This window comes from Janthinobacterium sp. 67 (assembly GCF_002797895.1).
Lineage (GTDB): Bacteria > Pseudomonadota > Gammaproteobacteria > Burkholderiales > Burkholderiaceae_D > Janthinobacterium.
In genome coordinates this window covers 36,108-60,309 of the sequence record NZ_PGES01000002.1, presented here as the reverse complement: position 1 = coordinate 60,309, position 24,202 = coordinate 36,108, and the positions used below count along the sequence as shown (strand labels likewise).

Sequence of the window (24,202 nt, the reverse complement as noted above, 5' to 3'; positions counted from 1 at the left end):
AGGACTGACATGAAATCTTTGATCTCGCAACTCAACGCAATTTTGCAATTGAAAGCGGGCACCCGCGTCAACGGGAAAGTAGCCAGCGAACGAACGAAGACTGCCATAGGCGACTCTTTGCGCGCGAGCTTCCGTCACCTCGTGAATTTGAATTTCCGCCTCCAAAATCCGGAGAATTTGGGTGACAAACACGTCAAGGCGCTTTGCGAGTTTTGGTATCAATCGGGACTTACCCCAAAGACAATTCAATCCAACCTTTCGTACCTGCGAATTTTCGCCCGGTGGATCGGTAAAGGTGAGATGGTCAAAAACGTCCATCATTACCTTCCTGATGTTCCTAGAGCGAAGTTGCGCGTCAAAACCGCTGCCATTACAAGCAAGAGTTGGGCAGAAAATGGTATCGACGTTAGAGAAAAAATTAGAGAGGCCGACGCGCTTGATCGCCGGTTCGGAGCAATGCTTCGCGTTGCAGTCGCTTTTGGCCTTCGTCGCCATGAGGTCATCGAGTGCCACCCTTGGAAAGTTGATCGTGGCGATCGTTTCGCCGCATACAAAACGAAAGGCGGGCGGCCTCGAGATATCTACATAGATACAACGGAGCAGAGGATAGTGCTGGATCAGGTTAAATCGATGGTGAAGAAATCAGAGCATCTCGGATGGACCACAAAGCACGATGGGAGCGTAGCAGATATCAAATTCAGCCTCGGAAAATGGCATCGGATGCTGGCAAAGATTGGGATAACGAAGGCAATGACGAAAGTAACAGGTCACGGCCTGCGCGCTCAGTTTGCAGAGAATGCCGCCTTAATTGCATCGGTTATTCCGCCCACTTTAGGCGGCGGGCCCGGCCAAATGTCGAAAGAGGATCTCGATTTAAGACGTGAACAAGCAAGCGAACAGCTTGGGCACTCCCGGAAGAGCATTACATCTGCCTATTACGGATCATTCGGTCGTGATGTGGGACCTGATCCAGTAGATAGGACTAAAAACGCTATCGCCGCGGCCGTACAAGCTATTCCTAAAGAAGAGCTTTCGCCAGACATTCCAAGCTCGCGATTGAAGGACTGCTCGGTACTGACGGCAGAACTGATGGCTGTAAAGGCATACGTCGATCCGCGAGTGGCGCATTTTTTGTGGGAATTTCACAGCAGTCGACATGGCACAGATTGGTTGTCACTTGGTCCGCAAAACATAGCGGCCCTGGAAGCAGCGTCGAATCACTTTTCGTCTCGCACTTCGCATGGTTCACTCCCCGGCATGGATCAAAAAAATGCTGGTCGGTAGAGCCAATCGCGCCAATCTTTACCCCGATTTGGTTTAGCGCGCATGGCTGAGGCCCATTATTAAACTGAACACCATGTTAAAGAGGAACTTGCCAACAGATTAATTTAATGTCAATCTTCGTTTTGCCGTGCGGTAAGCCATAATCGCCAAATTCTGCCGCTCGTGTCGCGATCACCGATGCCTGCTAGGAAATGATGCCGCGCAGTAGTATTTTGGTGTTCATTCTTTGACAGGTAAGAAGTGGTCGGGTTGTGTCGCGTTGTTGATCCGAAGACGGAATTTTCCAGGAAAGGAACTGGGGTGCCTCAAACTGGACGGACCTGTGCTGCCAGCGCATAAAATTGGTCGGCGAACGACATCGCATCGGTTCCGTTGATTGCGAACTGGCCCTTGCGGATCATGTGCATGAGCTCAACGCCGGCGAGCACGCAGTGGGCGGCGCGGAACGATTTGAAGTTGAGCATCGGACTGGTTACCCGCTTGATGGCGCGATGGTCCTGTTCGACGATGTTGTTGAGGTACTTGACTTGGCGCACCACGATCGGCACGTCACGGCTGGCGTTGATCGCATCGATCGCCGCCTTGTTGGCCCCGCTCTTGTCCATCGCGACTTTGTCCGGATCGCCGTGCGCTCCCATCGCCTTGTCGAAGAAGCGCTTCGCTGAGACCATATCGCGTTTGGCCGTGAGCAGGAAGTCGACGGTTTTGCCCTGCTTGTCGACGGCGCGGTACAGGTATTTCCAGACGCCCTTGACCTTGATATACGTCTCATCCATTCGCCAGCTGCCACCGACCGGGCGCTTGTGTTTCCGGGCCATCTTCTCGACGAGAGGCAGGAAACGAATCGCCCACCGATTGATCGACGAATGGTCGACCGATACGCCGCGCTCTTCCATCATTTCTTCCAGGTGCCGGTAGCTCAGCGGGTATGCTACGTACCAGCGAATGCAGACCAGGATCACATCGATCGGAAAGCGCATCCCTTTGAAGTGTAAGCGTAAAGCCAGCGCCGTCTTTACCTTGACTACTCCTGCCAGCATGATTTGAGGTTGAGACACAAATCGATTGTGTCCACAAACTCGATTATGGACACAATAATTCAACCAGTCGCAAGACCCTCAAAACGTGGCAGCTACCGGCGCCACTCCGATGAATTCAAGCGGGCCGTCGTCGCCCAGTCGCTGCTGCCTGACGCATCCGTTTCGCGCATCGCCCGCCAGCACAACCTCAACGCCAATCAGGTATTCGCTTGGCGTAAACTGTTCGGAGAAGGCCAGCAGGAATCTGGCAATAATGTCTGCACACTGCTGCCGGTGACGGTGGTGGCGTCGGTCATGGCACAGCCCGTGGCCGAGCAGGCACCAGCGTGCGGCGGCATCATCGAACTGACCGTTGGCAAAGCGCGGCTGCGGCTGGAAGGCGCCGTTGACACTGCCGTGCTGCACCTGGTGTTGCAGCGGCTGCTGCCATGATCGGCCTGCCGGCCCACACCCGGATCTGGATCGTCGCTGGCATCACCGACATGCGCTGCGGCTTCAACGGCCTGGCGGCCAAGATAGAGACGACGCTGCAGGCCGATCCATTCAACGGCCATGTGTTTGTATTTCGTGGCCGGCGCGGCGACATCATCAAACTGCTGTGGTGGACTGGCGACGGCCTGTGCCTGCTGGCCAAGCGGCTTGAGCGGGGCCGTTTCATCTGGCCGCAGGCCAGCAGCGGCACGGTCACGCTGACGCAGGCCCAACTGTCGATGCTGCTCGAAGGCATCGACTGGCGCCAGCCAGTACGCACCTGGCAACCATCGTCGGGCTTGTAAACGTCGGCGCCCTCGCGTAAACTTGGCCCATGCTCAATTCAGCCGATCTGCCCAACGACATCGATGCCCTCAAGGCATTGCTGCTGGCGGCCGAGCAGACGCTGCGTGAGCGCGACACCGTCATCGCCGCGCACGACGAGCTGGTGTCAGGACTGCGCGCGCAACTGACGACGACCGAGGTCGAGATCGAGCATCTGAAGCTGATGATTGCCAAGCTGCGTCGCATGCAGTTCGGTCGCAAATCCGAGAAGCTGGACCACCAGATCGAACAGCTGGAACTACAACTGGAAGACCTGCAAGCGACCGAGGGTGAGGCCGAGCGTGAGCGGCCGCCGGCAGACAAGGCACCGCGCACCAAGTCGGCGCGCAAACCGCTGCCGGAGCACCTGGCGCGCGACGAGCGCGTGTATCAACCGCAGGCCGAGGCTTGCCCGGCCTGCGGTGGCGGGCTGCGCAAGTTGGGTGAGGACGTCGCCGAGCAACTGGAGTTCGTGCCGGCCAGCTTCCGCGTGATCCGTCATGTACGTCCGAAGCTGGCGTGCAAGTGCTGCGACACCATCGTGCAGGCACCGGCGCCAAGCCGGCCGATCGCGCGCGGCATTGCCGGACCGGGGCTGCTGGCCCATATCCTGGTGGCCAAGTTCGCTGACCATCTGCCGCTATACCGGCAGTCGGTGATCTATGCCCGCGAAGGCGTCGAACTGGAACGTGCGCTGCTGGCGAACTGGGTCGGGGCGGCCAGCGCGCTGCTGCGCCCGCTGGTCGAGGCGATCCGGCGCCATGTGCTCGCTGGCGCCAAGCTGCACGCCGACGACACCCCGATTCCGGTCCTGGCGCCCGGCAATGGCAAGACGAAAACAGCGCGGCTGTGGACCTACGTGCGTGACGATAGCGCGTCGGGCGACACCACGCCAGCAGCGGTCTGGTTCGCCTACACGCCGGACCGCAAGGGTATCCATCCGCAAACCCACCTGGCCAGCTTCAGCGGCGTGCTGCAGGCTGACGCCTATGCCGGCTTCAATGCGCTGTACGTCGACGGCACCATCCAGGAGGCGGCATGCTGGGCGCACGCACGGCGAAAATTCTACGACCTGCACGCGGCCAGGTCATCTGCCATCACGACCGAGGCTCTACGACGCATCGCCGAACTGTATGTGATCGAAGCCGAGATACGCGGCAAGCCGCCGCACGAACGACAACTGGCGCGCCAGCAACGATCACGACCATTGCTCGACGAGCTTAATGGCTGGCTACGCGCCACGCTTGAAAAGCTGTCGCGCAAGTCGGACACGGCGGCGGCAATCCAGTACGCGCTGAACCTATGGCCGGCGTTACTGCGTTACTGCGACGACGGCATCATTGAGATCGACAACTCGGCCGCCGAGCGGGCGTTGCGCGGTGTCGCCATCGGCCGCCGCAATTACCTGTTCGCAGGTGCCGACAGCGGCGGCGAGCGTGCTGCCGCGATCTACTCGCTGATCGGCACGGCCAAGCTCAACGGTGTTGACCCCGAGGCCTGGCTGCGCCATGTGCTGACCAACATCGCCGATCATCCGGTCAATCAGGTCGACGACTTCCTGCCTTGGAACTGCGCCGCGCAGCTCCCTTCGGCTTAAACAACACGCCGCTTCCCAGCGGTGTGATGCCATCATCTAGCAAATCAACGCCAGGCTCAAGACGGCGCAGGCTTTACGCTTACTTTGAAGTTGAGCATGGCGATTCATCCAAGGTTCGGGCGCCGTAGCTTACCTGATCGGCCATCGACGGTATGCTAATGCGACAGAACCCTCCATAGTCCAGCTGATATTGGCCAGCCCCGTCGACAGGCTGATAACGGACTCGCCCAGTAAGATGAGCGTGAGCAGGCCCACACGCTCAATCAGGTGTTCGGTATGCACGGGGATGCCTTGGAGACGACGCGGCAAAAAAAAGACGAAGGCAACCAGATCGAAAAGTATTCCAAGGTAGAGCACGACGTATCGCTGCGGCGGCGGGAACAGAATTGAAGCGAGGCTGATGGTGGCGCCGGCGAGGGACACCCACCCAACTGCCGTTGTGAGTTGCGCGCTCTCCTTGTGCCGATGTTTCGACACGAAATACATTATGGCGATGATGTATTTCGAACAAGCGTAGCAAACAATGATGGCATCGAAGCTGGCCAGGAATCGTTGGTCGATCAAGCCTGAGATGATAATCACCAGGAACATGATGAACAGGGTTGCCAGCCGATGCTTCCGGTCATCCGCGTCGAACCGGTTGGCATACATCGTGTGGCTGACCCATATCCACCACAAGGGGATGAAGGCGAGGACGTATTGCCAGAACTGCAGTGGGGCAAGATGACCCTCGTGCGTGTGGTTCAGGATATGCGTTACGTCACCGATCGCTACCACAAAAATCAGGTCGAAGAACAACTCGAGCCAGGTGGCACGGCGATTGGGTTCGAAATATTTGTATTGTGCATTTCGCCTGACAAGTGTGCTTACGCAACATCGCCAGTGGCTGTTGCGTCTTAAGAAGGCATTTGGCTTGGGGACTGTTGGCGCCGACCTAAAATTGACCCACCGCGCCGATCCAAATTTGACCCAGGGCGGGGTGCTGCTTTTTTGAGTGGTAGCTGTGGATAAGTGTACCAAATATGGAAGTGAATTCGTGGAGGGCGAAGCCCGGAACGAATTCCACTTCCGCTTTCGCGCTTTATTTAACGATATAAACGATTTAGTTCATTATTCGTTTTTACTCACTTTCATCCTCCCCAGCGGCGTTCGGGTCTGCCTTGTCCGCTTTGCGCTTCTGTTCCCGCGCCTTGATCCTTCCCTTCGCCGCCATGCTGCTGTGCTGGAAGCGGTACGACTCGTTACCGGTCTCCACGATGTGGCAATGGTGGGTCAGCCGGTCCAGCAACGCCGTGGTCATCTTGGCGTCGCCGAACACGTTCGACCATTCGGCGAAGCTCAAGTTGGTGGTGATGATGACGCTGGTGTGCTCGTACAATTTCGACAGCAAGTGAAATAGCAAGGCGCCGCCGGCCTGGCTGAACGGCAAATACCCGAGTTCATCCAGCACCACCAGGTCCATGCGCAGTAACGACAGCGCCAGTCGGCCCGCCTTGCCGTCGCGCTTCTCGCGCTCGAGCACATTGACCAGGTCGACCGTGGAGTAAAAGCGCACCCGTTTGCCCTTGGTCGCGATGCCCGACACGGCCATCGCGGTGGCCAGATGGGTCTTGCCGGTACCCGGGCCGCCGATCAGCACGACGTTTTGCGCCGTGTCGGTAAACGTCAACGTGGCAAGCTGGCGCACCAGCGGCTGATTGACCTTGCTTGATGCGAAGTCGAACCCGGCCAGATCGCGATGCAAGGGAAACTTGGCGGCAAACATCTGGTGACTGACCGAACGCATGGCTCGGTCGATATGCTCGGCCTGCAGCAAGTGTTCGATCAGCCATGTCGACGCCGCCACCGCGCTTTCGTCTTGTTCCTTCAATTCGTCCCAGGCGCTGACCATGCCGTGCAGACGCAACTCCTTCAGTTCGGCGGCGATATCACGCATGATCGATCTCTACCAGATCGCCGCCGGTGGCGCGCAGGCTGTCGTAGCGGCCGGTGTTGGCGACCGGCGCGTCCTTCAATTGCAAACTGGTCTCGACCGTCGCCGGCACCGGGCCGGCATTGAGCCGCGCCAGCACATTTTCGACGTGCTCGGCGCTCAGCACCCCCGACTCCACCACCAGTTCCACCGCCACCAGTACCGCCGCCAGCCCCGCCGTGGGCACGGCGGCCAGCACTTGCGCCATCACCTTGTCGCCACCGGCATGGCGCAGCAGGCCCTGTTTGAGCCGCAGCAATGGCGCCGGCAAGTCGGCGAACGGCGCGCCGTTGCGCAGCGCCCCCGGCTTGCGCTGCACCAGCGGGACGTAGTGCTGCCAGTCGTAAAGCACCTGGCCGCGCTCGGCCACGCGCTCATGGCTGGCCACGATGGCGTCGCCGGCGACGACGCACACTTTGCCCGGATACAGCCGCGCGCTGACCATCTGCCCGGCGAACTCGCACGGCACCGAGTAGCGGTTGCGGCTCACCGTCACCAGGCAGGTGGACGACACCCGCGACGGCTTCTCCACGTAGCCGTCGAACGGCGTGGGCATCGGCATCATCTGCGACTGCTCCTGTTCCAGCATCTCGGCCACGCTCAACGCCGGGTGCTCGGGGTGCCGCACCTCGTCCCACAGCGCGCGGCAGCGCCCGGCCAGCCAGACGTTGAGTTCGACGAAGGAAGCGAAACGCAAGGTCTGCGCCTCGATCCAGATGCGGCGCCGGCTGTCTTGCACGTTTTTCTCGACCAGGCCTTTTTCCCAACCCGAGGCGACGTTGCAGAAGTCAACGTCGAACAAATAATGGGCGCACATGACGGCGAAGCGGGCATTGACGATCCGCCCCTTGCCCTTGTTCACCTTGTCGACCGCCGTCTTCATGTTGTCGTAGATACCCCGGCGCGGCACACCACCGAGCGCCGCGAAGGAACGGGAGTGGGCGTCGAACAGCATCTCATGACCCTGGCTCGGATAGGCCACCAGCCAGAACGCGCGGCTGGCGCACAGCTTCATGTGCGACACCTGCATGCGACGGTAGATGCCGCCGATCACCAGGCCTTCTTCGCTCCAGTCGAACTGGAAGGCCTCGCCCTGCTCGAAGCTGAGCGGCACGAAAGCGCGCGGCGCGTTGCCTTCACGGCCACGCCAGTCACGGGTGAAATCGGTGACGCGGCTATAGCTGCCGGTGTAGCCCTCGGCTTTGATGTGAAGGAATAAAGCCTTGCTGGTGCGCCGGTTCTGCTTGATGCGCAGCGCGTCGGCCTTGAGGGCCAATTCGAGCCTGATGTGAAACGGCTCGAGCTTGGTCGATACCGCGCCGCGCCGGTAGCTCGGAGGGGAAACCACAGCCTCTTCCGGCTGCCGGAGCCACTTGCGCAGCGTATTGCGGGACAGTCCCGTGCGTTTTGAAATTTCGTGCAGCGACAGCTTGTCGCGCAGATGCATACGTCGAACTTTGCCTAACATTTCCATGGTGATCACCTTGTATATCTCCCGCCTAATAAGTAGGCAGGAGCAGTAGAACACCTGGGTCAATTTTGGGTCGGCACAACAGCTATAGGTGGGTCAGTTTTCGGTCGGCGCCAACATGGGGACCGTCACGAGCCGCTTCGCGCGGTGTCATCGTCGGGTGCCAGTTGCACAAATACTAGCAGCTTATCCACTGTAACCGGCAACAAGCGCACCCGCTTGCTCGGCCCGGAGGGTGCGCCCGGTGGCACTGGACGAGTATGGCGATTGCCAAATGTATGTACACGCGCAGCGGACGTCTCATCGAGTTGGAAGGATACTGATAGACGATATGGACAACATCAAGGACTATTTTTCATAGGGAGATTCTGCTGACACCCCCTCCGCAAGAGCCGAAACGCATTTCTTGAAACGTACGGGGCCAGGAGGCATTGGTAATCTTGTCAACCTTGAGCACGCTCTCCCATGGTTTGGGAGGCGGATTGGGAGGTTTTCGTGCAAGTGCTTGATTCTTAACTCTGCAATACGGCCTGCAAAGCCGTTTAGACGGGTTCGATTCCCGTCCTCGCCTCCAGATTATCATGCTCAAGTTATCATGAATTGAGCTAATCAAAAAAGCAAATCTCCATTAAGGAGATTTGCTTTTTTGTATTTGATGCGCCAGTAGGGCGGCAGACAAGTCAGGCTGAAGACCTGAGGTGTACTGTCAATAGCGGACACTCTTGTTTCAAGCCACCCGCGGCTGTTTGCTGAATTTTTCAGCGAACAACGCGGGCGGAACATTGCCAAGGCGCGAATGGCGTCGCTGGCGGTTGTAAAAGCTTTCGATATATTCCTGTATTGCGGCTTTCGCGTCGGCCCGGGTCGCGTAACGTTGATGGTGCACCAGCTCGTTTTTCAGGCTGCCCCAGAAGCTTTCCATGGGCGCGTTGTCATAGCAGTTTCCTCGGCGCGACATGGACGGCTTCATGCCGAACTGCGTCACCAGTTTCTGATAGTCGTGGGCGCAATACTGACTGCCACGGTCGGAGTGGTGAATCAAGCCCGGCGCGGGGCGTTTGTTGCGCACGGCCTTCCACAGTGCTGTTGCCGTCAGCGTTTGCGTCATGCGCTCGTCCATCGCGTAGCCCACCAGCTCGCAGGTGAACACGTCCTTGATACCGGCCAGGTAAAGCCAGCCCTCGCCGGTCGCCACATAGGTGATGTCGGTCACCCAGGCTTCGTTCGGCCGGGTCGGCGCGAAAGTCTGATTGAGCAGGTTGTCGGCCACCGGCAGGTCATGATTCGAGTTCGTGGTGGCCTTGAACTTGCGCTTTTGCTTGCAGCGCAGGGCGAGCTCGCGACGCAGACGGACGATACGATCACGGCCGGCCGGAAAGCCTTGCGCCGTCAGTTCCGGCTGCATGCGCAACGGGCCATAAGTCTGCCGGCTCTGCGCGTGCACGGCCTCGATGGCGACCTTCAGGCGTGCGTCGTCCTGCGCCCGCTGCGACGGTTTGCCGTTCGCCCAAGCGTAGAAACCGCTGCGCGAGACGCTAAAGACGCGGCACATGATGGTGACAGGAAATTCGAGTCGCAAGGTCTTCATGACCGCGTACTTGGCAGCGACTCCCGCGCAAAGTACGCTGCCGCTTTTTTTACGATATCGCGCTCCATGCGTGCCTCGGCAAGCTCTTTGCGCAGCTTGGTTACCTCAGCCTCAAGCTCCGGCACGGAGCGGCTACCAGGGGCTACTTTGGGCGACGTGCCGCGCCTTGCCGCACTGACCCAGTTCGCTAGCGTGCCCTTGGGAATGGTGAGACGCAACGCGGCGTCTTCCAGCGTCAGGCCTTGTGTCAGGACCAGTTTTACCGCTTCTTCCCGAAGCTCCGGTGTGTATGTTGTTGAGCGTGTCATAAGTTCTCCAGTTGGTGAAGTTTACCAAACTAGAGTGTCCGAAAAAGTCAGGGTACCTCAACCTACCGCAAGCGTTTCATCACCATCAGGCTGCACGATACCATGCGTTGACTTGCGTTGCATCAAGCCACTCATACAGCCGGCCGTGCGGACGGCGCGCCATTCGTCTCCGTCAACCCTCGGGAATCGACGCGTTCCGTTACAGCCGCTAATCCGCTTCGTGCTCGCTTGCCATGGCCGAACCGGTGCCCAGTTGCGCGCGGCCAGGCCGCGGGGCCAGCGGTGGCATGCATCGTTGTGGTGTCGAGCGTGCCAGAACTGCTTGACCGTAAGGTGAGGAATTGTTGACCGGCAGGTCAAACGTGCGGATGTCGGCGAAGCACGAGAACAGTTCCGCACAACTCGCTTGGCACCGCAGCGATGAAAGTTCGAGGTCGCGACGACGCGCGGCACGCCACGCCCAGCAGGTAAGGCACGTGCGAATGGGGTGCACTAACAGATACCTCGACATTATAGCGATAATGTCACCTCGCTGAAATTGCAGTTAGCATCCATTCAAAATATTGTGCACCGGACGCTCTTGGCCGCCAGGCCATTGAACCCGCAGCGCATGTCCGTGAAGCCCGCAGCGATCCAGATGCGTGTGCCCGCCGGCAGCCCGATCATGCGCGCAGACTCTGGAAGATCGTCCTTAACAGCGCCGCATCGGCACCCTGGCGGACAGGGGCAACGACGATCGGGGAAAAAGATCGTCATTGGCCGCCGCCCTGCCCGCGAAGCGGGAACTTCGCGGGCAGGGCGGCGGCCGCACGGACTGGGCTATGTGTCAAGATTTATTTGCACCTCGTCGCGTCAGGCAGCCCAGAAACAAAGGCAGTCGGACGAAGCTGGTCGAAGTGTCAGGCAGCGGACAGCCGGGCTCAGAGCTTAAGTCCGGTGGATTGACTGGCTTTTGGCACCGTGGTTGCGGGACAAAATCAAAAGGCTGCTACCTTGGGGGTGCGGCATAAATTTTGATGAGCCGATCGTTTCGCACTCGACTTGCATTCGAGTTCGCCGGACAGCGGTGCCACCCTCACGGCAGAGGGACTCCAATCCTGCTGGCCGTACTTAAGCCGAGCTTGAGTAGCCGTGGCAGCAGTCCATGGGCTACAAGACGAGGTGACGTACTGGCCAAAGGACACTGGGACGGCGTCGTAAAAAAGCCTTCGCCCGGCAACGGCCGTTGCTCGCTGTATCGCGCATGCACGATTGCCGAGGGTGCTCCGCACCACCGTAACGACGGCGTCCCCGTCGCCTAGAACCCAGGTAAGCCAGCGCCTTATTTGACGTTTCGGGAGCCTTTTTGCCGTCCGTTGACATTTAGCGATTAACGAGCCAACATTGGCTCCATAAATATTATCCCATGAATTCAAAAGGGGGCTGCTCAACGGGCTGAGCGCTACATTTCGAGACGTTTTTACAAGCAGGGGACGCATGCCCACCATCAACCGCCAGCTGTTTGCCGACTCACCGGTGCTTCGCGTCCGCGATGTCACCCTCCATGCCACTGACGATCTCCAGACTCACCGCGAAAAGCTGGCGCGCATCGTGCTCGATGAGATGTATCAGTTCGTCGGCCTGCTGGACCCGGACGGGTTGACGCTCGAAATCAATCGCGCAGCCCTTGAGGGCACGGGTATCCGCCTCGAAGACATTCAGGGAAAACCATTCTGGGAAGCGCGCTGGTGGGCCGCTTCGAAAGAGAGCCAGGACTATCAGCGCGACTTCATCCGAAGAGCGCGCGAGGGGGAGTTCGTGCGCCGCGACGTCGAAGTGTTCGGCCAGGCTGCCGGCGAGGAGACCATCACCGTCGACTTCTCGCTATTGCCGATCAAAGACCAGAACGGCAAGATCGTGTTTTTGCTGCCCGAAGGCCGCAACATCACGGAGAAGAAACGCGTCGAGCGCGAGATCGAGCGCAAGAACGAGGAATTGCAGCGGCTGCTCGACAAGATCCGGCAGCTCGATGAGGTCAAGAATGATTTTTTCGCCAACGTCAGCCACGAGCTGCGCACGCCGCTGGCGTTGATCCTCGGTCCGGTCGAATCGATTCTCGCCTGCGGCGACAATCTGAGGGAGCCGCAGCGGCGCGACCTCGGGGTCATCCAGCGTAATGCGGCATCGCTGCTTCGGCGCGTCAACGATCTGCTCGACCTTGCGAAGCTCGATGCGGGCAAGATGCACGTCGATTACGCGCGGGTCGACCTGGCGCGCGAAGTGCGCGTGGTCGCCGCGCACTTCGATGCTTTGGCGCCGCAACGTTCGCTTTCGTACGCGATTGAGACGCCTGACACCCTGGAAGCGGACATCGACGCCGAGAAATTCGGCCGCATTCTCCTGAACCTGCTCTCCAACGCTTTCAAATTCACGCCCCCCGGCGGCCGGATCAGATGCGCGCTCGAGTTCAGCGGGACCGAACACCTGCTGCTCAGTGTTCAGGACAGCGGGCCGGGGGTTCAACCCGCGATGCGCGACGAGATATTCGACCGCTTCCGCCAGGCGCAAGGGGGGACCACCCGCGACTTTGGCGGCACCGGGCTCGGGCTGGCCATTGTGAAAGAGTACGTCGACTTGCATGGTGGAACGATCGAAATCTCGGATCCGCCTGGCGGCGGTGTACTGTTCCAAGTCACGCTGCCGCTGCGCGCGCCAGCGGGCGCCTGCGTCGAAACTGCCGAAGCGACGTGCGCGGCCGGCGCGGGTTCAGCGGTCGTCGATGCGGTCGAGAAGTTGCGGCCGATCGCGGTCGACGCCGCCGAGGACGGCGGGGTGCCGGATCGGCCGCTGGTTCTGGTGGCGGAGGATAACCCCGAAATGCGGCGCTTCATCATGGAAGTGCTGGCCAGCGAGTATCGCGTCGCGCCTGCCGCCGACGGCGCCGAGGCGCTGGCGAAAGCAATCGCCGAGCCGCCGGATCTGGTCGTGACGGACCTGATGATGCCCAAGCTCGGCGGCGACCGGCTGGTCAGCGAGATGCGCGCGCTGCCGGCGTTGGCGCATGTGCCGGTGCTGGTGCTGTCGGCGAACGCGGACCAGGCGCTCCAGCAAAAGCTTCTGGCCGAATCGGCGCAAGACTATGTCACCAAGCCGTTCTCGGCGCACGAGTTGCGCGCCCGCGTGCGCAACCTGGTGGTGATGAAGCGCGCGCGCGACGCGCTGCAGCAGGAACTGGCGACGCAGAACGTCGACCTGCTGCAAATGACGCAGCAGCTGATCGCCAACCGGCGGGCGATGCAACGCAGCCTCGAAGCACAGCAGGAGTCCGAGCAGCGCTGGCGGGCAGTCTATGAGAATTCGGCGGCCGGCATCGCGCTGACGGACTTGAGCGGACGGATCCTGGCGGCGAACCCCGCCTTTCAGAGCATGCTCTGGTACCCGGAAGAGGAGTTACGCAAACTCGCAATGATGGAGCTTATCCACCAGGATGACCGTGAGGAAAACAGGGCCGGGATCAGCCGGCTGCTCGACGATACGCTACCCGAATACCACCGGCAGATTCGCTACCAGCGACGCGATGGCACCTTCGTGTTGACCAACACCAGCGTATCGCTTATTCCGGGAAGCGGCAGCATGGCCCCGATGCTGGTGGGAATTGTCGACGACATCACCGAGCGCAAACGGGCGCAGGAGGCGTTGGCGCAAGCGCAGGCCGAGCTTGCGCGCGTGAGCCGCGTCACGACCATGGGGGAACTCGCGGCGTCCATCGCGCACGAAGTCAACCAGCCGCTTGCCGCGGTCGTCACCAACGGGCATGCATGCCTGCGCTGGCTCGCGCCACAGCTAGACAACGTCGACGAAGCGCGCGCCGCGGTGGAACGTATCATCCGCGACGCCAACCGGGCAAGCGAGGTCCTCTCGCGGATTCGCGCCTTCCTGAAAAGGGAGGAGCCGTGCAAGACCGAGGTTCACATCGGTGAGGTCATTCATGAAGTGACCAGCCTGGTGCAGGGTGAAGCGCGCAGCCAAGGCGTGGCACTGTGTGGCGGCGCGGCTGCCGACCTGCCTGCTGTGATGGCGGATCGGGTCCAGTTGCAGCAGGTCATTCTGAACCTGATGATGAATGCGATCGAGTCGATGAGTTCGGTCACGGAGCGGCCGCGGGAGCTGGAGGTGGTGGCCAGCAGCCACGGGCCGGATGCGGTACTGGTGGCGGTGCGCGATTCGGGCCCCGGCCTCGCCGCGCAGCATCGGGACCGCATTTTCGACGCCTTCTATACGACCAAGGCCGAAGGCATGGGGATGGGGCTGGCGATCAGCCGTTCGATCGTCGAAGCGCACGGCGGGCGCCTTTGGGCGACGTCCAACGACGGTCCTGGCGAGACTTTTCAGTTCACTTTGCCGACCGAGACAGCGGACGGATCGTGAAGCCGACCGATCCCATTGTGTTCGTCGTCGATGACGACCAGTCGGTGCGCGAAGCGCTCGATAGCCTGATCCGGTCGATCGGGTTGCGGGTCGAGACGTTCGCTTCCGCGCAGGACTTCCTGCGACACCAGCGGCCGGACGCCGCTGCCTGCCTAGTGCTCGACGTGCGCCTGCCCGGCCGGAGCGGATTGGACCTGCAGCGCGACCTCGCCATCGCGGGGGAACGGATGCCGATCATTTTCATCAGCGGCCACGGCGATATCCCGATGACGGTTCGCGCCATGAAGGCAGGTGCGGCTGAATTCCTGCCGAAGCCTTTTCGTCAACAGGATTTGTTGGACGCCATTTGGCAGGCGCTCGAGCGTGACCAGGCGGCCAGGCAAGGGCGCGCGGAGCTGGCCGAGCTGCAGAACAGGTACGACACGCTGACAGTGCGTGAACGCCAGGTGATCGTGCTGATCGTCAGGGGCATGCTCAACAAGCTCGTTGCCGCCGAGCTTGGCATCACGGAGGTCACGGTCAAGGTTCATCGCCACCACATCATGCAGAAAATGAAGGCCAGCTCGCTTCCCGCACTGGTGCGGATGGCCGAACAGCTGCGCCTGGCTGAGCGCGGGGACAACGGCCCTTATACCTAGGTGTAATAGCTTGCGGGCGTCCAATTGCCTACACTGCTTTCCGTTAGAGATCCGTACAAGGAACGCCATGCGAACTGTGGGAGTCCAGATGCTCGTTGCCATTGTCGACGACGAGGCGGCGCTGCGCGAAGCGACAGAAAGTTTGCTGAAATCGGCTGGATTCGACGCGCGCAGCTTCGGTTCGGCCGAGGACTGGTTACGCTCCGCACGGCGGGATCAATTCGGCTGCCTGGTTCTCGATGTCACGCTTCCGGGCATGAGCGGTCTGGAATTGCAGCGGCATCTGGCGTGGAGCGGCTGCCAGCTCCCCATCGTCTTCATGACGGCAAATGAAGACCGCGACGGCCAGATGGCGCAAGCGTTGCGGGCGAACGCGGTGGCTTATTTGCAGAAGCCCTTCTGCGGCGAAGACCTGCTGAGTGCAGTTCGATCTGCCTTCGGAACGCGCACGTAGCCAGGCCTGCGCCGGTTTCACCCCCTTCCGGCATCCCATCCGCGCGGCGCGTCAGACCCGCCTGACGCCAATCCGCTACCACCCAGCAGCATGCGGCCCCGGGCAATCGCATGCCGCCGCGCGCCCCACGCAAGCCGGTTCCGGCACCTTCACATCCCGAGCTCACTGCGCCTGCGCCCTTGTCGAAAAGGAGCGAGCCGCTAAACCATTGTCCAATTGCGGCGAAACCAGCACTGTCTTAGGCTTGAAACGTGTCACAGAAAACAGGTGAGTGGAACTGCCCCAAGCGACGGCACAGCTCGACGTCGTGCAGCCAGTGCAGGTCACCAGGCGGCCCTGCAGTATTGATTTGGGTGATTGGATGAATTCACCACCTTCTATTTTTTAATTTTGCCAGGCTCAGCATAATCCGAATGTCACATCTGGAACGTGGGAACGGTTGTCAGTCGAGTGGCGCGACCGCCGTCATTGCCCGTCGTAAAATATAATGGAGATCAAGTGAAGATGGTTACGCAACTGATAATCGACAACCAGGAGGTGTCGGCCGCCGGAGGCGCTACTTTCGAGCGCCGTAGTTCGACGACGGGAGAGGTGGTAACGCGGGCGGCTGCGGCAACGGTGGCCGATGCCGTCCGGGCCGCGGATTCTGCAGCGAAAGCGTTCCAAAGCTGGTCCGCCACCGGGCCGACGGAACGCCGCCGCGTGCTGCTCAAGGCAGCCGACCTGCTGGAAGCGAAGACGCCGGAGTTCATCCGGGTCATGGCCGCAGAGATCGGCGCGCCGGAATTGTGGGCGGGGTTTAACGTGATGCTGGCGGCAGGGCTGTTCCGGGAAGCGGCCGGCCTGACCACGCAGATTCAGGGCGAGACGATCCCGACCGACAAGCCGGGCACGCTGTCGATGACAGTGCGGCAACCGGTCGGCGTGATCCTCAGCATGGTGCCGTGGAACGGACCGGTGGTCCTGGCCGCCCGCGCCATCGCCTATCCGATTGCCTGTGGCAACACCGTGGTGTTCCGCGCGTCGGAGGTCAGTCCGAAGACCCACATGCTGCTGGTCGATGCGCTGCGCGAGGCGGGCCTGCCGGCCGGCGTCCTGAACGCGCTGACAAACGCGCCGCACGACGCCCCCGAGATCGTGGACGCCCTGATTGCCCACAAGGCGGTGCGCCGCATCAACTTCACCGGGTCGACAAGGGTGGGGCGCATCGTCGCCCAGAAAGCCGCGAAGCATCTCAAACGTTGCCTGCTCGAGCTGGGCGGCAAGTCGCCGCTGATCGTCCTTGACGACGCCGACATCGACGAAGCAGTCAAGGCCGCGGTGTTCGGCTGCTTCCTGTACCAGGGGCAGATCTGCATGACCACCGGGCGCATCGTGGTCGACGAAAAGGTTGCCGACGAGTTCGTGGAGAAGTTCGCCGCGGCGGCCCGCAAGCTGACCATGGGCGATCCGGCAAAGGAGGGCGGCGGATCGTGCGTGGTGGGCCCGATGATTGTGCCGGAGTCCGGCGAGCGGCTCAATGCGATGGTCGCCGACGCAGTCAGCCAGGGCGCGCGGGTGGTTGCGGGCGGCGACGCGCATGGCGCGATCATGCCGGCCACCATTGTCGACCATGTCACCTCGACGATGCGCATTTACGACGAGGAAACGTTTGGCCCGCTGGTCGCCATCGTCCGCGCGAAGGACGCCGAAGACGCGCTGCGCATTGCCAACGACACCGAATATGGCCTGTCGGGCGCGGTGTTCGGCCGCGATGTGCACCGCGCACTGCAGATCGCGTTGCGTCTTGAAACGGGCTCCTGCCATCTCAACGGGTCGACGGTGCAAAACGAGGCCCAGGCGCCGTATGGCGGCATGAAAGCGAGCGGGTATGGGCGGTTCGACGGCGGCCGCGCCGTCATAGAAGAATTCACCGAGCTGCGCTGGATCACCATCGAGCCGCACCAGCAGCAATATCCCTTCTAAACAATCTGCCGCGGCGCGGGCGCGGCATGTCGGCAACGACGCGCCTCCCGCAAGCCGCGGCAACACACAATCAACATCGAGGAGAACACGGATGGGTCGTAAATCAAGCTTGCTAACGGTCGACGACGTGCGTGGGGCATGGGCGATCATGCCGACCCCGGCGCGGCCGGGCGCGTCCGACTGGCGCATGGAAGAAACCGTCGACCTGGACGAGACGGCGCGAGTGGTCGAGAAACTTATCGAGTCGGGCGTTGATGCCATCGTCAGTCTCGGTACCTTCGGCGAGGGCGCCAGCCTGACCTGGGACGAGAAGCGCCAGTTCATGGCGACCGTCGTCGAAACCGTGCGTGGGCGTGTACCGTACTTCTGCGGCACCACCAGTTTGAATACGCGCGAAACGATCCGCCAGACGCGCGCGGCGTACGACATCGGCTGCGACGGCACCATGCTGGGATTGCCGATGTGGCAGATTGCGGACGTCCCCACCGCCGTGCAGTTCTTTCGCAGCGTGGCCGAGGCATGTCCGGAGATGGCAATTTGCGTGTACGCCAACAGCGAGACCTTCAAGTTCGATTTTCCGCGTCAATTCTGGGCGCAGGTTTGCGAGATACCGCAGGTGATTACCGCCAAATATCTCGGGATCGGCTCGCTGGTGCCCGACCTTAATCTCAGCAAACGCAAGATTCGTTTCCTTCCGTTCGACGCCGACTATTACGCCGCCGCGCGGATCGACCCTGATTTCTGCACGGCGTTCTGGACCAGCGGCGCCGTCTGCGGGCCGGCGCCGGTGCTGCGCCTGCGCGACGAGATCGCCAAAGCGAAAAAATCCGCTGACTGGACGCAGGCCAGGATGGTGTCGGAGGCGATCAGCCGCACCTACGCCACGCTGTTTCCAAACGGTTCTTTCAAGGATTTTTCCACCTACAACATCGGCCTGGAAAAAGCGCGCATGAACGCCGCCGGCTGGATGTATGCCGGCCCATGCCGGCCGCCCTACCACCTGGTGCCGGAAGCGTATCTCGAGGGCGCGCGCCTGTCCGGCACGCGCTGGGCTGAACTGCATCAGCAGTACAGCGCAGAGGCCGCCAGATAGCAGCCCGGCGCGGCGCAGCAACGCCGCCGCCGATCAGCACGACTACATAACAGGAGACGCTCAACATGAGTATCAATGCAATCGAAAAGGCGCTGTGGCAGATCGGCACCAACCCCGCCGATGCGGAAAAATTTCGCCAGACTCCAGGAAATTACCTTGCACAGTTCCGGCTGGAACCCGATGAAGAGGCGGCAGTGAGCTCACTCGCCGTCGGCGAATTGGCGCGGCGCGACGCCAACACATTGTTGCTGATGATGGCGTTCCTGGCGGTGCGCGGCCCGGGCAGCATGGGCGACTACATGCAGAGCATGCATTCCGCCGACCGCGCCTAGGGGCGCAAGCCACACGGATTGACGACACTAACGCCGGGCAAAAATTAACCAAGCCCGCAATCGAAGGAGACAGAGCATGGCAACAATAGTTGGTGGTTTTCTGATGCCGCACGACCCGCTGATTGCCGGCGCGCCGCAGGCGGCCCCGGAACAGAAGCGCCAGATCATCGAGTCGGCATTTGACACGATTGGGCGCCGCATTCGCGAGCTGAATGCGGACACCGTCATCAGTATCGGCGATGATCATTACGCCATGTTTGGCCCGCATTGCATCCCGCGCTGCCTGATCGCGATCGGCGACGTCGACGGGCCGCTGGAGGACTGGCTGAATATTCCGCGCGCACCGATGGCCAATAATACGGCGCTTGCGGAACACATCCTGAAAACGGGCTTCGCCGACGGCATCGACTGGGCATTCGCCAAATCGCTCACGGTGGACCACGCGGCCGCCGTGCCGCACCATTTCGTATCGCGCCAAAACCCGGCCGTGCGCACCATCCCGATTTACCAAAACGCCGGTGTGTTTCCGGTGATTGAAAGCCGGCGCTCGCATGTCATCGGACAAAGCATCCGCCGTGCGGTGGAATCCTGGGACAAGGACGAACGGGTCGTCGTGCTGGGCACCGGGGGGATCAGCCATTGGGTCGGTTCAGCCGAGATGGGACGGGTCAACGAAGCGTTCGATCGCCATGTGCTCGGGATGGCTGAAAAGGGCGATGTCGAAGGACTGATCGCACTGTCGGATGAATATATTCTCGAGCAAGGCGGCAACGGCGCCCTGGAAATCAAGAACTGGATCTGCGCCATGGGCGTGATGGGCGAGGTCAAGGCCAGCCTGATTGCCTATGAAGCGGTGCCCGAATGGATTACCGGCATTGGCTTCGCCGAGTTGAAGCGAGCGGCCTGAGCCGAGTGCCCGTGGACAACACACTGGTCTTCTATTTCGATTTCATGAGCCCGTTCGCCTACCTCGCGCATCATCGGCTGACCGCGATCGCGGAGCGGTTTGGCTATGTCGTTCAGTACAAACCAATCGATCTGCGGCAAGCCAAGCTGGCGGCGGGAAATACCGGCCCGTCCAATCGGGAGATCCCGCCCAAGCTGCGCTACCTGGCGACCGATATGAACCGCTGGGCCGCAGCGTACGGCGTGCCGATCGCCTTTCCGCCGTCGTTCGACTCGGACCGGATCAACAAGGGGCTGTTCTATGCCGTTGACCAGGGGCAGGCGGCGAACTACGTCAGCGCCGCGTGGCACAGGGTGTGGGGCCTGGGCGGCGACATGTCGGACGAGGGCCTGCTGCGCGAGGTTGCGTCAGAGCTCGGCTGGCCGGCCGATGAATTTCTGGCATCTACAAACGGTACCGATGCGCGGCAGCGGTACGAAGACAACAACCGGGAGGCTCAATCAAAAGGCGTATTCGGAGTGCCGACGATGATGGTCGGCGAGCAAATGTGGTGGGGTAACGACCGTCTGAATTTTCTAGTGGAGTACTTGGAATCGACAGCAAAAGCTGCAACTGGGGGAGCGAAATAACATGTTGGATATTAAATTATTGGTAGATGTAAAAAATGGCACGCAAGCGAAGAAGATTTTTTACGATGACGAGCTTTATCAACTCGAGCTCGAACGCATCTTCGGCCGATGCTGGCTATTCCTCACGCACGACAGCCTGATCCCGAAACTCGGTGATTTCGTCACCGGCTACATGGGCGAGGATGAAGTGCTGATCGTGCGCCAACCCGACGGTTCGGTCAAAGCCTTCCTCAATCACTGCATGCACCGCGGCGCGCGGCTATGCAATGCGGAGGCGGGCAATGCGCGGGGCTTTACCTGCAGCTATCACGGCTGGGCTTACGGCATGGATGGCGCGCTGAAGGCGGTGCCGTTCGAGCAGGAGCTCTACAAAGGCTGCCTGGAAAAGCACAAGCTCGGCTTGCGCGAGATCCGCGTCGAGAGCTATCACGGCTTCATTTACGGCTGCTTCGATGCCAGTGCGCCGAGCCTGTACGACTACCTGGGCGACATGCGGTGGTACATGGATATCTGGATGGAAGCGACCGGCGGGGCGGAATTGATCGGACCGCCGGCCCGCAGCCTGTTGAACTGCAACTGGAAAACGCCGAGCGAAAACTTCGTCGGCGACGCCTACCACGTCGGCTGGACGCACGCCGCATCGCTCGCCGCCCTCGGCGGCGAACTGTCTGTCCTTGCCGGCAACAAGGTGCTGCCGCCGGAAGGCGCGGGCTTGCAGATTACCACCCGCCATGGCCATGGTCTCGGCATCCTGTTCAATGCCGGCCCCGGCATCATCGGCGAAGAAGCGGGCGCGGCCTGCCGCGCCTGGTATGCGGAAAACCGGCCGAAGGTCGCCGAGAAGCTCGGGGCGCTGCGCGCCAAGTATTACGGTTCGCATTTCAATTCGACGATCTTTCCAAACAACTCCTATTTGTGGGGCACCAACACGTTCAAGGTGTGGGCGCCGCGCGGCCCGCACCAGATCGAGGTATTCACCTGGGGCATCGTCGAGAAAAACATGCCGGAGGACCTGAAGCGCCTGGTCACGAGTGGCATGATCCGCTCGTTCGGCACCGCCGGCATGTTCGAAGCGGACGACAGCGACAACATGGAATCGATGACCCATCTGAATCGCGGCACGCAAATCCGGAAGGGCACGCTGAACAGCCAGATGGGCATGGGGACCGAGATCGAGGATCCGGACCATCCCGGCATTATTTCGCATTCCGCGGTTGGCGAGACTTCCTATCGGGGCTTCTATCGCGCGTATCAGGAATTCTTGTCGGCCAATAACTGGGATGAGTTGCGCGCCAATGACGAGACTTGGAAGGATGAGATTCTCGGTGCGAAAGCAGGGGGGCAGAAATGAACACGGAGAAACCGGTTTCGCGAGAGCTCTATCACGAAGTCCAGCAGGCGCTGTTTCGCGAAGCCCGCCTGGTGCGGGAAGAGCGATTTCGGGAATGGCTGGAGACGCTGCTGGACAAGAATGTGCTGTACCAGGCGATCAACATGCAGCTGCGCTTCCGCAAGGACCGCTACCACGGGCCAGACGGCGTCTACAGCATGAACGACCGCTATCACGACCTGGACGCGCGCGTCCGGCAAGTGGAAACCGGGATGCAATGGACCGCCGATCCGCGTGAGCGGGTGCGCCACTTCCTCAATAATATCGAGGTCTTCCACGGCGAGCAGGACGATACCTATATTGTCCAGGCAAATTGCTATGTCGTGCGCAACCGACGCGTATATGACGAAATGACGTACAGCTACGGCCGTACCGATACCTGGCGGCGCGGCGCGGATGGCCAGCTGCGGCTGTTGCACCGCTTGTGCGATATCGATGAACGCTTTGTTCGCGGCAAAAACCATAACTTCATGCTGTAAGTGAGGCAGTGCGGCGGCGCACGGCTCCGCGGGCGTCTGTGCACGGCGCACGGCCCGCGGCAATTCGCGCAGCACGTTCGGCCGGCGCTTCCCATCTTCGTAACCCTTCAATGCATTGGAGCGTCCCGTGGCTAGAACGAATCCTGCCGAACGTGTGCTGTACAACTATTTCCGCAGTACCGCGTCGTATCGGGTGCGTATCGCGTTGAACCTGAAGCGACTCGACTACGAATATGTTGCGGTTCATCTCAACCGGGATGGCGGCGAACAGTTCAAGCACGCGTTTCAGGCCCTGAATCCGCAATGCCTTGTGCCGGTATTGCAGCAAGGCGACGCGACGGTGAGCCAGTCGCTCGCGATCATCGAGTACCTGGACGAGCGTTTTCCCCACTTTCCGTTGTTGCCGGGGACGGCGGAAGACCGGGCCCTGGTCCGCCAGCTGGCGCTGACCGTGGCCTGTGATATCCACCCGCTGAACAACCTGAAGGTCCTCAAGTTCCTGACCGGTGAGTTGGGGCTGTCCGAACAAAGCAAGATGGTGTGGATACAGCACTGGATCGGCCTGGGCCTGTCTGCCGTGGAGAGCAGCCTCGCGCGCACAGCGCAGCGAGGCCGGTTTTGTTTCCAGGATGCTCCGACCTTAGCCGACTGCTGCCTGGTGCCGCAACTATACAACGCGCAGCGATTTAACGTTGACCTGTCCGCCTATCCGACGCTGATGGCGATCGACCAGGCGTGCCAGTCGCTCAGCGCCTTTCAACTTGCCCATCCTTCGCGTCAGCCGGATGCGGAACCTGGCGCGTAAGGAGCTTGGCCACCCATGAACCTGAACGACATCGACCTGAATCTATTGGTTGTCTTCAACCAGCTGCTGCTCGAGCGCAGCGTTTCGGGCGCGGCGGCCAAGCTTGGCGTCACACAACCGGCGGTCAGCAACGCCTTGAAGCGATTCAGGCGACTGATGGGCGACGACCTTTTCTTGCGGACTTCGCGCGGCATGCAGCCAACGCCGTTTGCCGAGCAGCTGGCCGAGCCGATCGCTTACGTGCTGTCGACGATCCTGACCACTCTCAACCAGCGCCAGACCTTCGACCCGACTGCCAGCACGCGCAAGTTCACGATCGGGATGACCGACATCGGCGAAATCTATTTTCTGCCGACGCTGATGGCCACGCTGGCGCGCGAAGCACCGGGGGTGACGATCAGCACCGTGCGCAATGGCGCGATCAAATTGGCGGAGGAAATGGACGCTGGCAATATCGATCTGGCGATCGGCCTGTTGCCCCAACTGAAAGCCGGATATTTCCAGCGCCGCCTGTTCAAACAACGCTATGTCTGCCTGTTCCGCAAGGGGCATGTACTCGATAAGCCGGGCGTGACGCTGGAAGAATTTGCCGGCGCGGACCACCTGATGGTGGTGTCGGCCGATACCGGCCACTTGAATGTGGACGAGGTGCTGGAACGCCACTGCGGCCAACGGCGCGTGGTGCTCAGCGTGCCGCATTTCGTCTCGGTCGGCCACATCCTGCAGGACACCGACCTGGTGTCCACGGTACCCGAACGCTTCGCCCGTCAAAGCCTGGAGCCGTTCGGGCTCAGTTATTCCGCCCATCCGGTGCCGTTCCCCGAAATCGCCATCAATCTGTTCTGGCACGCGAGGTTTCACAAAGAGCCGGGCAATCAGTGGATGCGCGGCGTCATTTACAAGACGTTTTCGGATTTCAGCGAGGATGGCGCCAGCTCGGTCGCACCGGCCATGCCCGAGCGTTTTCGCCATTCCGCAGCCGAGCTTGTTGCCACTATTTAGGTGAGTGATTCACTGAATTCACGACATTCTATTTTTTAATATTGGT

At 60.8% G+C, this 24,202-nt stretch carries 21 protein-coding genes and 1 tRNA gene; 17 read left to right on the top strand and 5 right to left on the bottom strand.

Annotation, left to right across the window (positions count from 1 at the left end):
• Positions 1 to 9 precede the first annotated feature (9 nt).
• Positions 10 to 1,284: an integrase domain-containing protein gene (locus CLU90_RS28140; protein WP_083287467.1), complete on the top strand. Its 1,275-nt coding sequence runs from the start codon at positions 10 to 12 to the stop codon at positions 1,282 to 1,284.
• 305 nt (positions 1,285 to 1,589) lie between these two features.
• Here CLU90_RS28140 and CLU90_RS28135 read toward each other — a convergent pair whose 3' ends face one another.
• A complete protein-coding gene (locus CLU90_RS28135; RefSeq protein WP_100429634.1) occupies positions 1,590 to 2,324 on the bottom strand; it encodes an IS6 family transposase in 735 nt (244 codons plus the stop codon).
• Positions 2,325 to 2,369: 45 nt separating this feature from the next.
• Here CLU90_RS28135 and tnpA point away from each other — a divergent pair, with 45 nt between their 5' ends.
• From tnpA to tnpC, 3 genes are read left to right on the top strand one after another with little or no spacing between them, the layout of a single operon-like run.
• A complete protein-coding gene (gene tnpA, locus CLU90_RS28130; protein WP_100427870.1) occupies positions 2,370 to 2,756 on the top strand; it encodes an IS66-like element accessory protein TnpA in 387 nt (128 codons plus the stop codon).
• Positions 2,753 to 3,100, top strand: coding sequence for an IS66 family insertion sequence element accessory protein TnpB (gene tnpB, locus CLU90_RS28125; RefSeq protein ID WP_100427869.1), 348 nt, complete (start codon positions 2,753 to 2,755; stop codon positions 3,098 to 3,100). Before tnpA ends, tnpB begins: the two co-directional genes overlap by 4 nt.
• Before the next feature lie 29 nt (positions 3,101 to 3,129).
• The gene (gene tnpC / locus CLU90_RS28120; RefSeq protein ID WP_100427868.1) at positions 3,130 to 4,716 is read left to right on the top strand and encodes an IS66 family transposase; all 1,587 of its coding nucleotides are present in this window, start codon (positions 3,130 to 3,132) and stop codon (positions 4,714 to 4,716) included.
• A 129-nt stretch (positions 4,717 to 4,845) separates the two neighbouring features.
• Here tnpC and CLU90_RS28115 read toward each other — a convergent pair whose 3' ends face one another.
• The 3 genes from CLU90_RS28115 to istA all read right to left on the bottom strand — a co-directional run bounded on the left by CLU90_RS28115 (position 4,846) and on the right by istA (position 8,162).
• The gene (locus CLU90_RS28115; RefSeq protein WP_232731419.1) at positions 4,846 to 5,514 is read right to left on the bottom strand and encodes a low temperature requirement protein A; all 669 of its coding nucleotides are present in this window, start codon (positions 5,512 to 5,514) and stop codon (positions 4,846 to 4,848) included.
• A 322-nt stretch (positions 5,515 to 5,836) separates the two neighbouring features.
• On the bottom strand, positions 5,837 to 6,652 hold the full coding sequence (istB, locus tag CLU90_RS28110) for an IS21-like element helper ATPase IstB (RefSeq protein WP_100429633.1): 816 nt from the start codon (positions 6,650 to 6,652) through the stop codon (positions 5,837 to 5,839).
• On the bottom strand, positions 6,645 to 8,162 hold the full coding sequence (gene istA, locus CLU90_RS28105) for an IS21 family transposase (RefSeq protein WP_100429632.1): 1,518 nt from the start codon (positions 8,160 to 8,162) through the stop codon (positions 6,645 to 6,647). The genes istB and istA overlap by 8 nt, the downstream gene beginning before the upstream one ends.
• Positions 8,163 to 8,635: 473 nt before the next feature.
• On the opposite strand from istA, the gene CLU90_RS29540 reads away from it, so the two are divergent.
• Positions 8,636 to 8,733, top strand: a tRNA-Ser gene (locus tag CLU90_RS29540).
• A gap of 153 nt (positions 8,734 to 8,886) precedes the next feature.
• On the opposite strand, the gene CLU90_RS28100 is transcribed toward CLU90_RS29540, so the two are convergent.
• Positions 8,887 to 10,055 (bottom strand): IS3 family transposase gene (locus tag CLU90_RS28100; protein ID WP_100429255.1). Its coding sequence is split into 2 segments (ribosomal slippage): positions 8,887 to 9,791 and positions 9,791 to 10,055, totalling 1,170 coding nucleotides; the frame shifts between segments, so codons are not numbered across the junction.
• A gap of 1,476 nt (positions 10,056 to 11,531) precedes the next feature.
• Between CLU90_RS28100 and CLU90_RS28090 the strand changes: the two genes are divergently transcribed.
• The 12 genes from CLU90_RS28090 (at position 11,532) to CLU90_RS28035 (ending at position 24,156) form a co-directional block, all read left to right on the top strand.
• Positions 11,532 to 14,462: an ATP-binding protein gene (locus CLU90_RS28090; protein ID WP_100429631.1), complete on the top strand. Its 2,931-nt coding sequence runs from the start codon at positions 11,532 to 11,534 to the stop codon at positions 14,460 to 14,462.
• Complete coding sequence (locus CLU90_RS28085) at positions 14,459 to 15,100, top strand: response regulator transcription factor (protein WP_100429630.1); 642 nt, start codon at positions 14,459 to 14,461, stop codon at positions 15,098 to 15,100. The genes CLU90_RS28090 and CLU90_RS28085 overlap by 4 nt, the downstream gene beginning before the upstream one ends.
• Before the next feature lie 88 nt (positions 15,101 to 15,188).
• Positions 15,189 to 15,554, top strand: a complete 366-nt coding sequence (locus CLU90_RS28080; protein ID WP_157808914.1) for a response regulator transcription factor — start codon at positions 15,189 to 15,191, stop codon at positions 15,552 to 15,554.
• A 504-nt stretch (positions 15,555 to 16,058) separates the two neighbouring features.
• On the top strand, positions 16,059 to 17,519 hold the full coding sequence (locus tag CLU90_RS28075; protein ID WP_100429628.1) for an aldehyde dehydrogenase: 1,461 nt from the start codon (positions 16,059 to 16,061) through the stop codon (positions 17,517 to 17,519).
• A gap of 91 nt (positions 17,520 to 17,610) precedes the next feature.
• Positions 17,611 to 18,612, top strand: a complete 1,002-nt coding sequence (locus CLU90_RS28070) for a dihydrodipicolinate synthase family protein (protein ID WP_198511363.1) — start codon at positions 17,611 to 17,613, stop codon at positions 18,610 to 18,612.
• A 65-nt stretch (positions 18,613 to 18,677) separates the two neighbouring features.
• Complete coding sequence (locus tag CLU90_RS28065) at positions 18,678 to 18,944, top strand: hypothetical protein (protein WP_100429626.1); 267 nt, start codon at positions 18,678 to 18,680, stop codon at positions 18,942 to 18,944.
• Between the two features lie 76 nt (positions 18,945 to 19,020).
• A complete protein-coding gene (locus CLU90_RS28060) occupies positions 19,021 to 19,851 on the top strand; it encodes a protocatechuate 3,4-dioxygenase (RefSeq protein WP_100429625.1) in 831 nt (276 codons plus the stop codon).
• A gap of 11 nt (positions 19,852 to 19,862) precedes the next feature.
• A complete protein-coding gene (locus CLU90_RS28055) occupies positions 19,863 to 20,480 on the top strand; it encodes a 2-hydroxychromene-2-carboxylate isomerase (RefSeq protein ID WP_232731418.1) in 618 nt (205 codons plus the stop codon).
• A 1-nt stretch (position 20,481) separates the two neighbouring features.
• Positions 20,482 to 21,831, top strand: a complete 1,350-nt coding sequence (locus CLU90_RS28050; protein ID WP_100429623.1) for an aromatic ring-hydroxylating oxygenase subunit alpha — start codon at positions 20,482 to 20,484, stop codon at positions 21,829 to 21,831.
• Positions 21,828 to 22,349 carry an aromatic-ring-hydroxylating dioxygenase subunit beta gene (locus tag CLU90_RS28045; RefSeq protein WP_100429622.1) on the top strand — a complete coding sequence of 174 codons (522 nt, stop codon included), beginning with the start codon at positions 21,828 to 21,830 and terminating at the stop codon, positions 22,347 to 22,349. The genes CLU90_RS28050 and CLU90_RS28045 overlap by 4 nt, the downstream gene beginning before the upstream one ends.
• A 127-nt stretch (positions 22,350 to 22,476) precedes the next feature.
• Positions 22,477 to 23,154: a maleylacetoacetate isomerase gene (gene maiA / locus CLU90_RS28040; RefSeq protein WP_100429621.1), complete on the top strand. Its 678-nt coding sequence runs from the start codon at positions 22,477 to 22,479 to the stop codon at positions 23,152 to 23,154.
• A 15-nt stretch (positions 23,155 to 23,169) separates the two neighbouring features.
• Entirely contained in the window at positions 23,170 to 24,156 is a 987-nt protein-coding gene (locus CLU90_RS28035) for a LysR family transcriptional regulator (RefSeq protein ID WP_100429620.1), read from the top strand.
• Positions 24,157 to 24,202 lie beyond the last annotated feature (46 nt).

Bases quoted from the DNA above. Each gene is read 5' to 3' on its own strand.
- tnpA (WP_100427870.1), top strand. From the start codon at position 2,370: ATGGACACAATAATTCAACCAGTCGCAAGACCCTCAAAACGTGGCAGC.
- CLU90_RS28060 (WP_100429625.1), top strand. From the start codon at position 19,021: ATGGCAACAATAGTTGGTGGTTTTCTGATGCCGCACGACCCGCTGATT.
- istA (WP_100429632.1), bottom strand. From the start codon at position 8,162: ATGGAAATGTTAGGCAAAGTTCGACGTATGCATCTGCGCGACAAGCTG.
- CLU90_RS28065 (WP_100429626.1), top strand. From the start codon at position 18,678: ATGAGTATCAATGCAATCGAAAAGGCGCTGTGGCAGATCGGCACCAAC.
- CLU90_RS28140 (WP_083287467.1), top strand. From the start codon at position 10: ATGAAATCTTTGATCTCGCAACTCAACGCAATTTTGCAATTGAAAGCG.
- CLU90_RS28045 (WP_100429622.1), top strand. From the start codon at position 21,828: ATGAACACGGAGAAACCGGTTTCGCGAGAGCTCTATCACGAAGTCCAG.
- CLU90_RS28075 (WP_100429628.1), top strand. From the start codon at position 16,059: ATGGTTACGCAACTGATAATCGACAACCAGGAGGTGTCGGCCGCCGGA.
- CLU90_RS28070 (WP_198511363.1), top strand. From the start codon at position 17,611: ATGGGTCGTAAATCAAGCTTGCTAACGGTCGACGACGTGCGTGGGGCA.
- CLU90_RS28090 (WP_100429631.1), top strand. From the start codon at position 11,532: ATGCCCACCATCAACCGCCAGCTGTTTGCCGACTCACCGGTGCTTCGC.
- tnpB (WP_100427869.1), top strand. From the start codon at position 2,753: ATGATCGGCCTGCCGGCCCACACCCGGATCTGGATCGTCGCTGGCATC.
- CLU90_RS28080 (WP_157808914.1), top strand. From the start codon at position 15,189: ATGCTCGTTGCCATTGTCGACGACGAGGCGGCGCTGCGCGAAGCGACA.
- istB (WP_100429633.1), bottom strand. From the start codon at position 6,652: ATGCGTGATATCGCCGCCGAACTGAAGGAGTTGCGTCTGCACGGCATG.
- CLU90_RS28050 (WP_100429623.1), top strand. From the start codon at position 20,482: ATGTTGGATATTAAATTATTGGTAGATGTAAAAAATGGCACGCAAGCG.
- CLU90_RS28035 (WP_100429620.1), top strand. From the start codon at position 23,170: ATGAACCTGAACGACATCGACCTGAATCTATTGGTTGTCTTCAACCAG.
- CLU90_RS28135 (WP_100429634.1), bottom strand. From the start codon at position 2,324: ATGCTGGCAGGAGTAGTCAAGGTAAAGACGGCGCTGGCTTTACGCTTA.
- tnpC (WP_100427868.1), top strand. From the start codon at position 3,130: ATGCTCAATTCAGCCGATCTGCCCAACGACATCGATGCCCTCAAGGCA.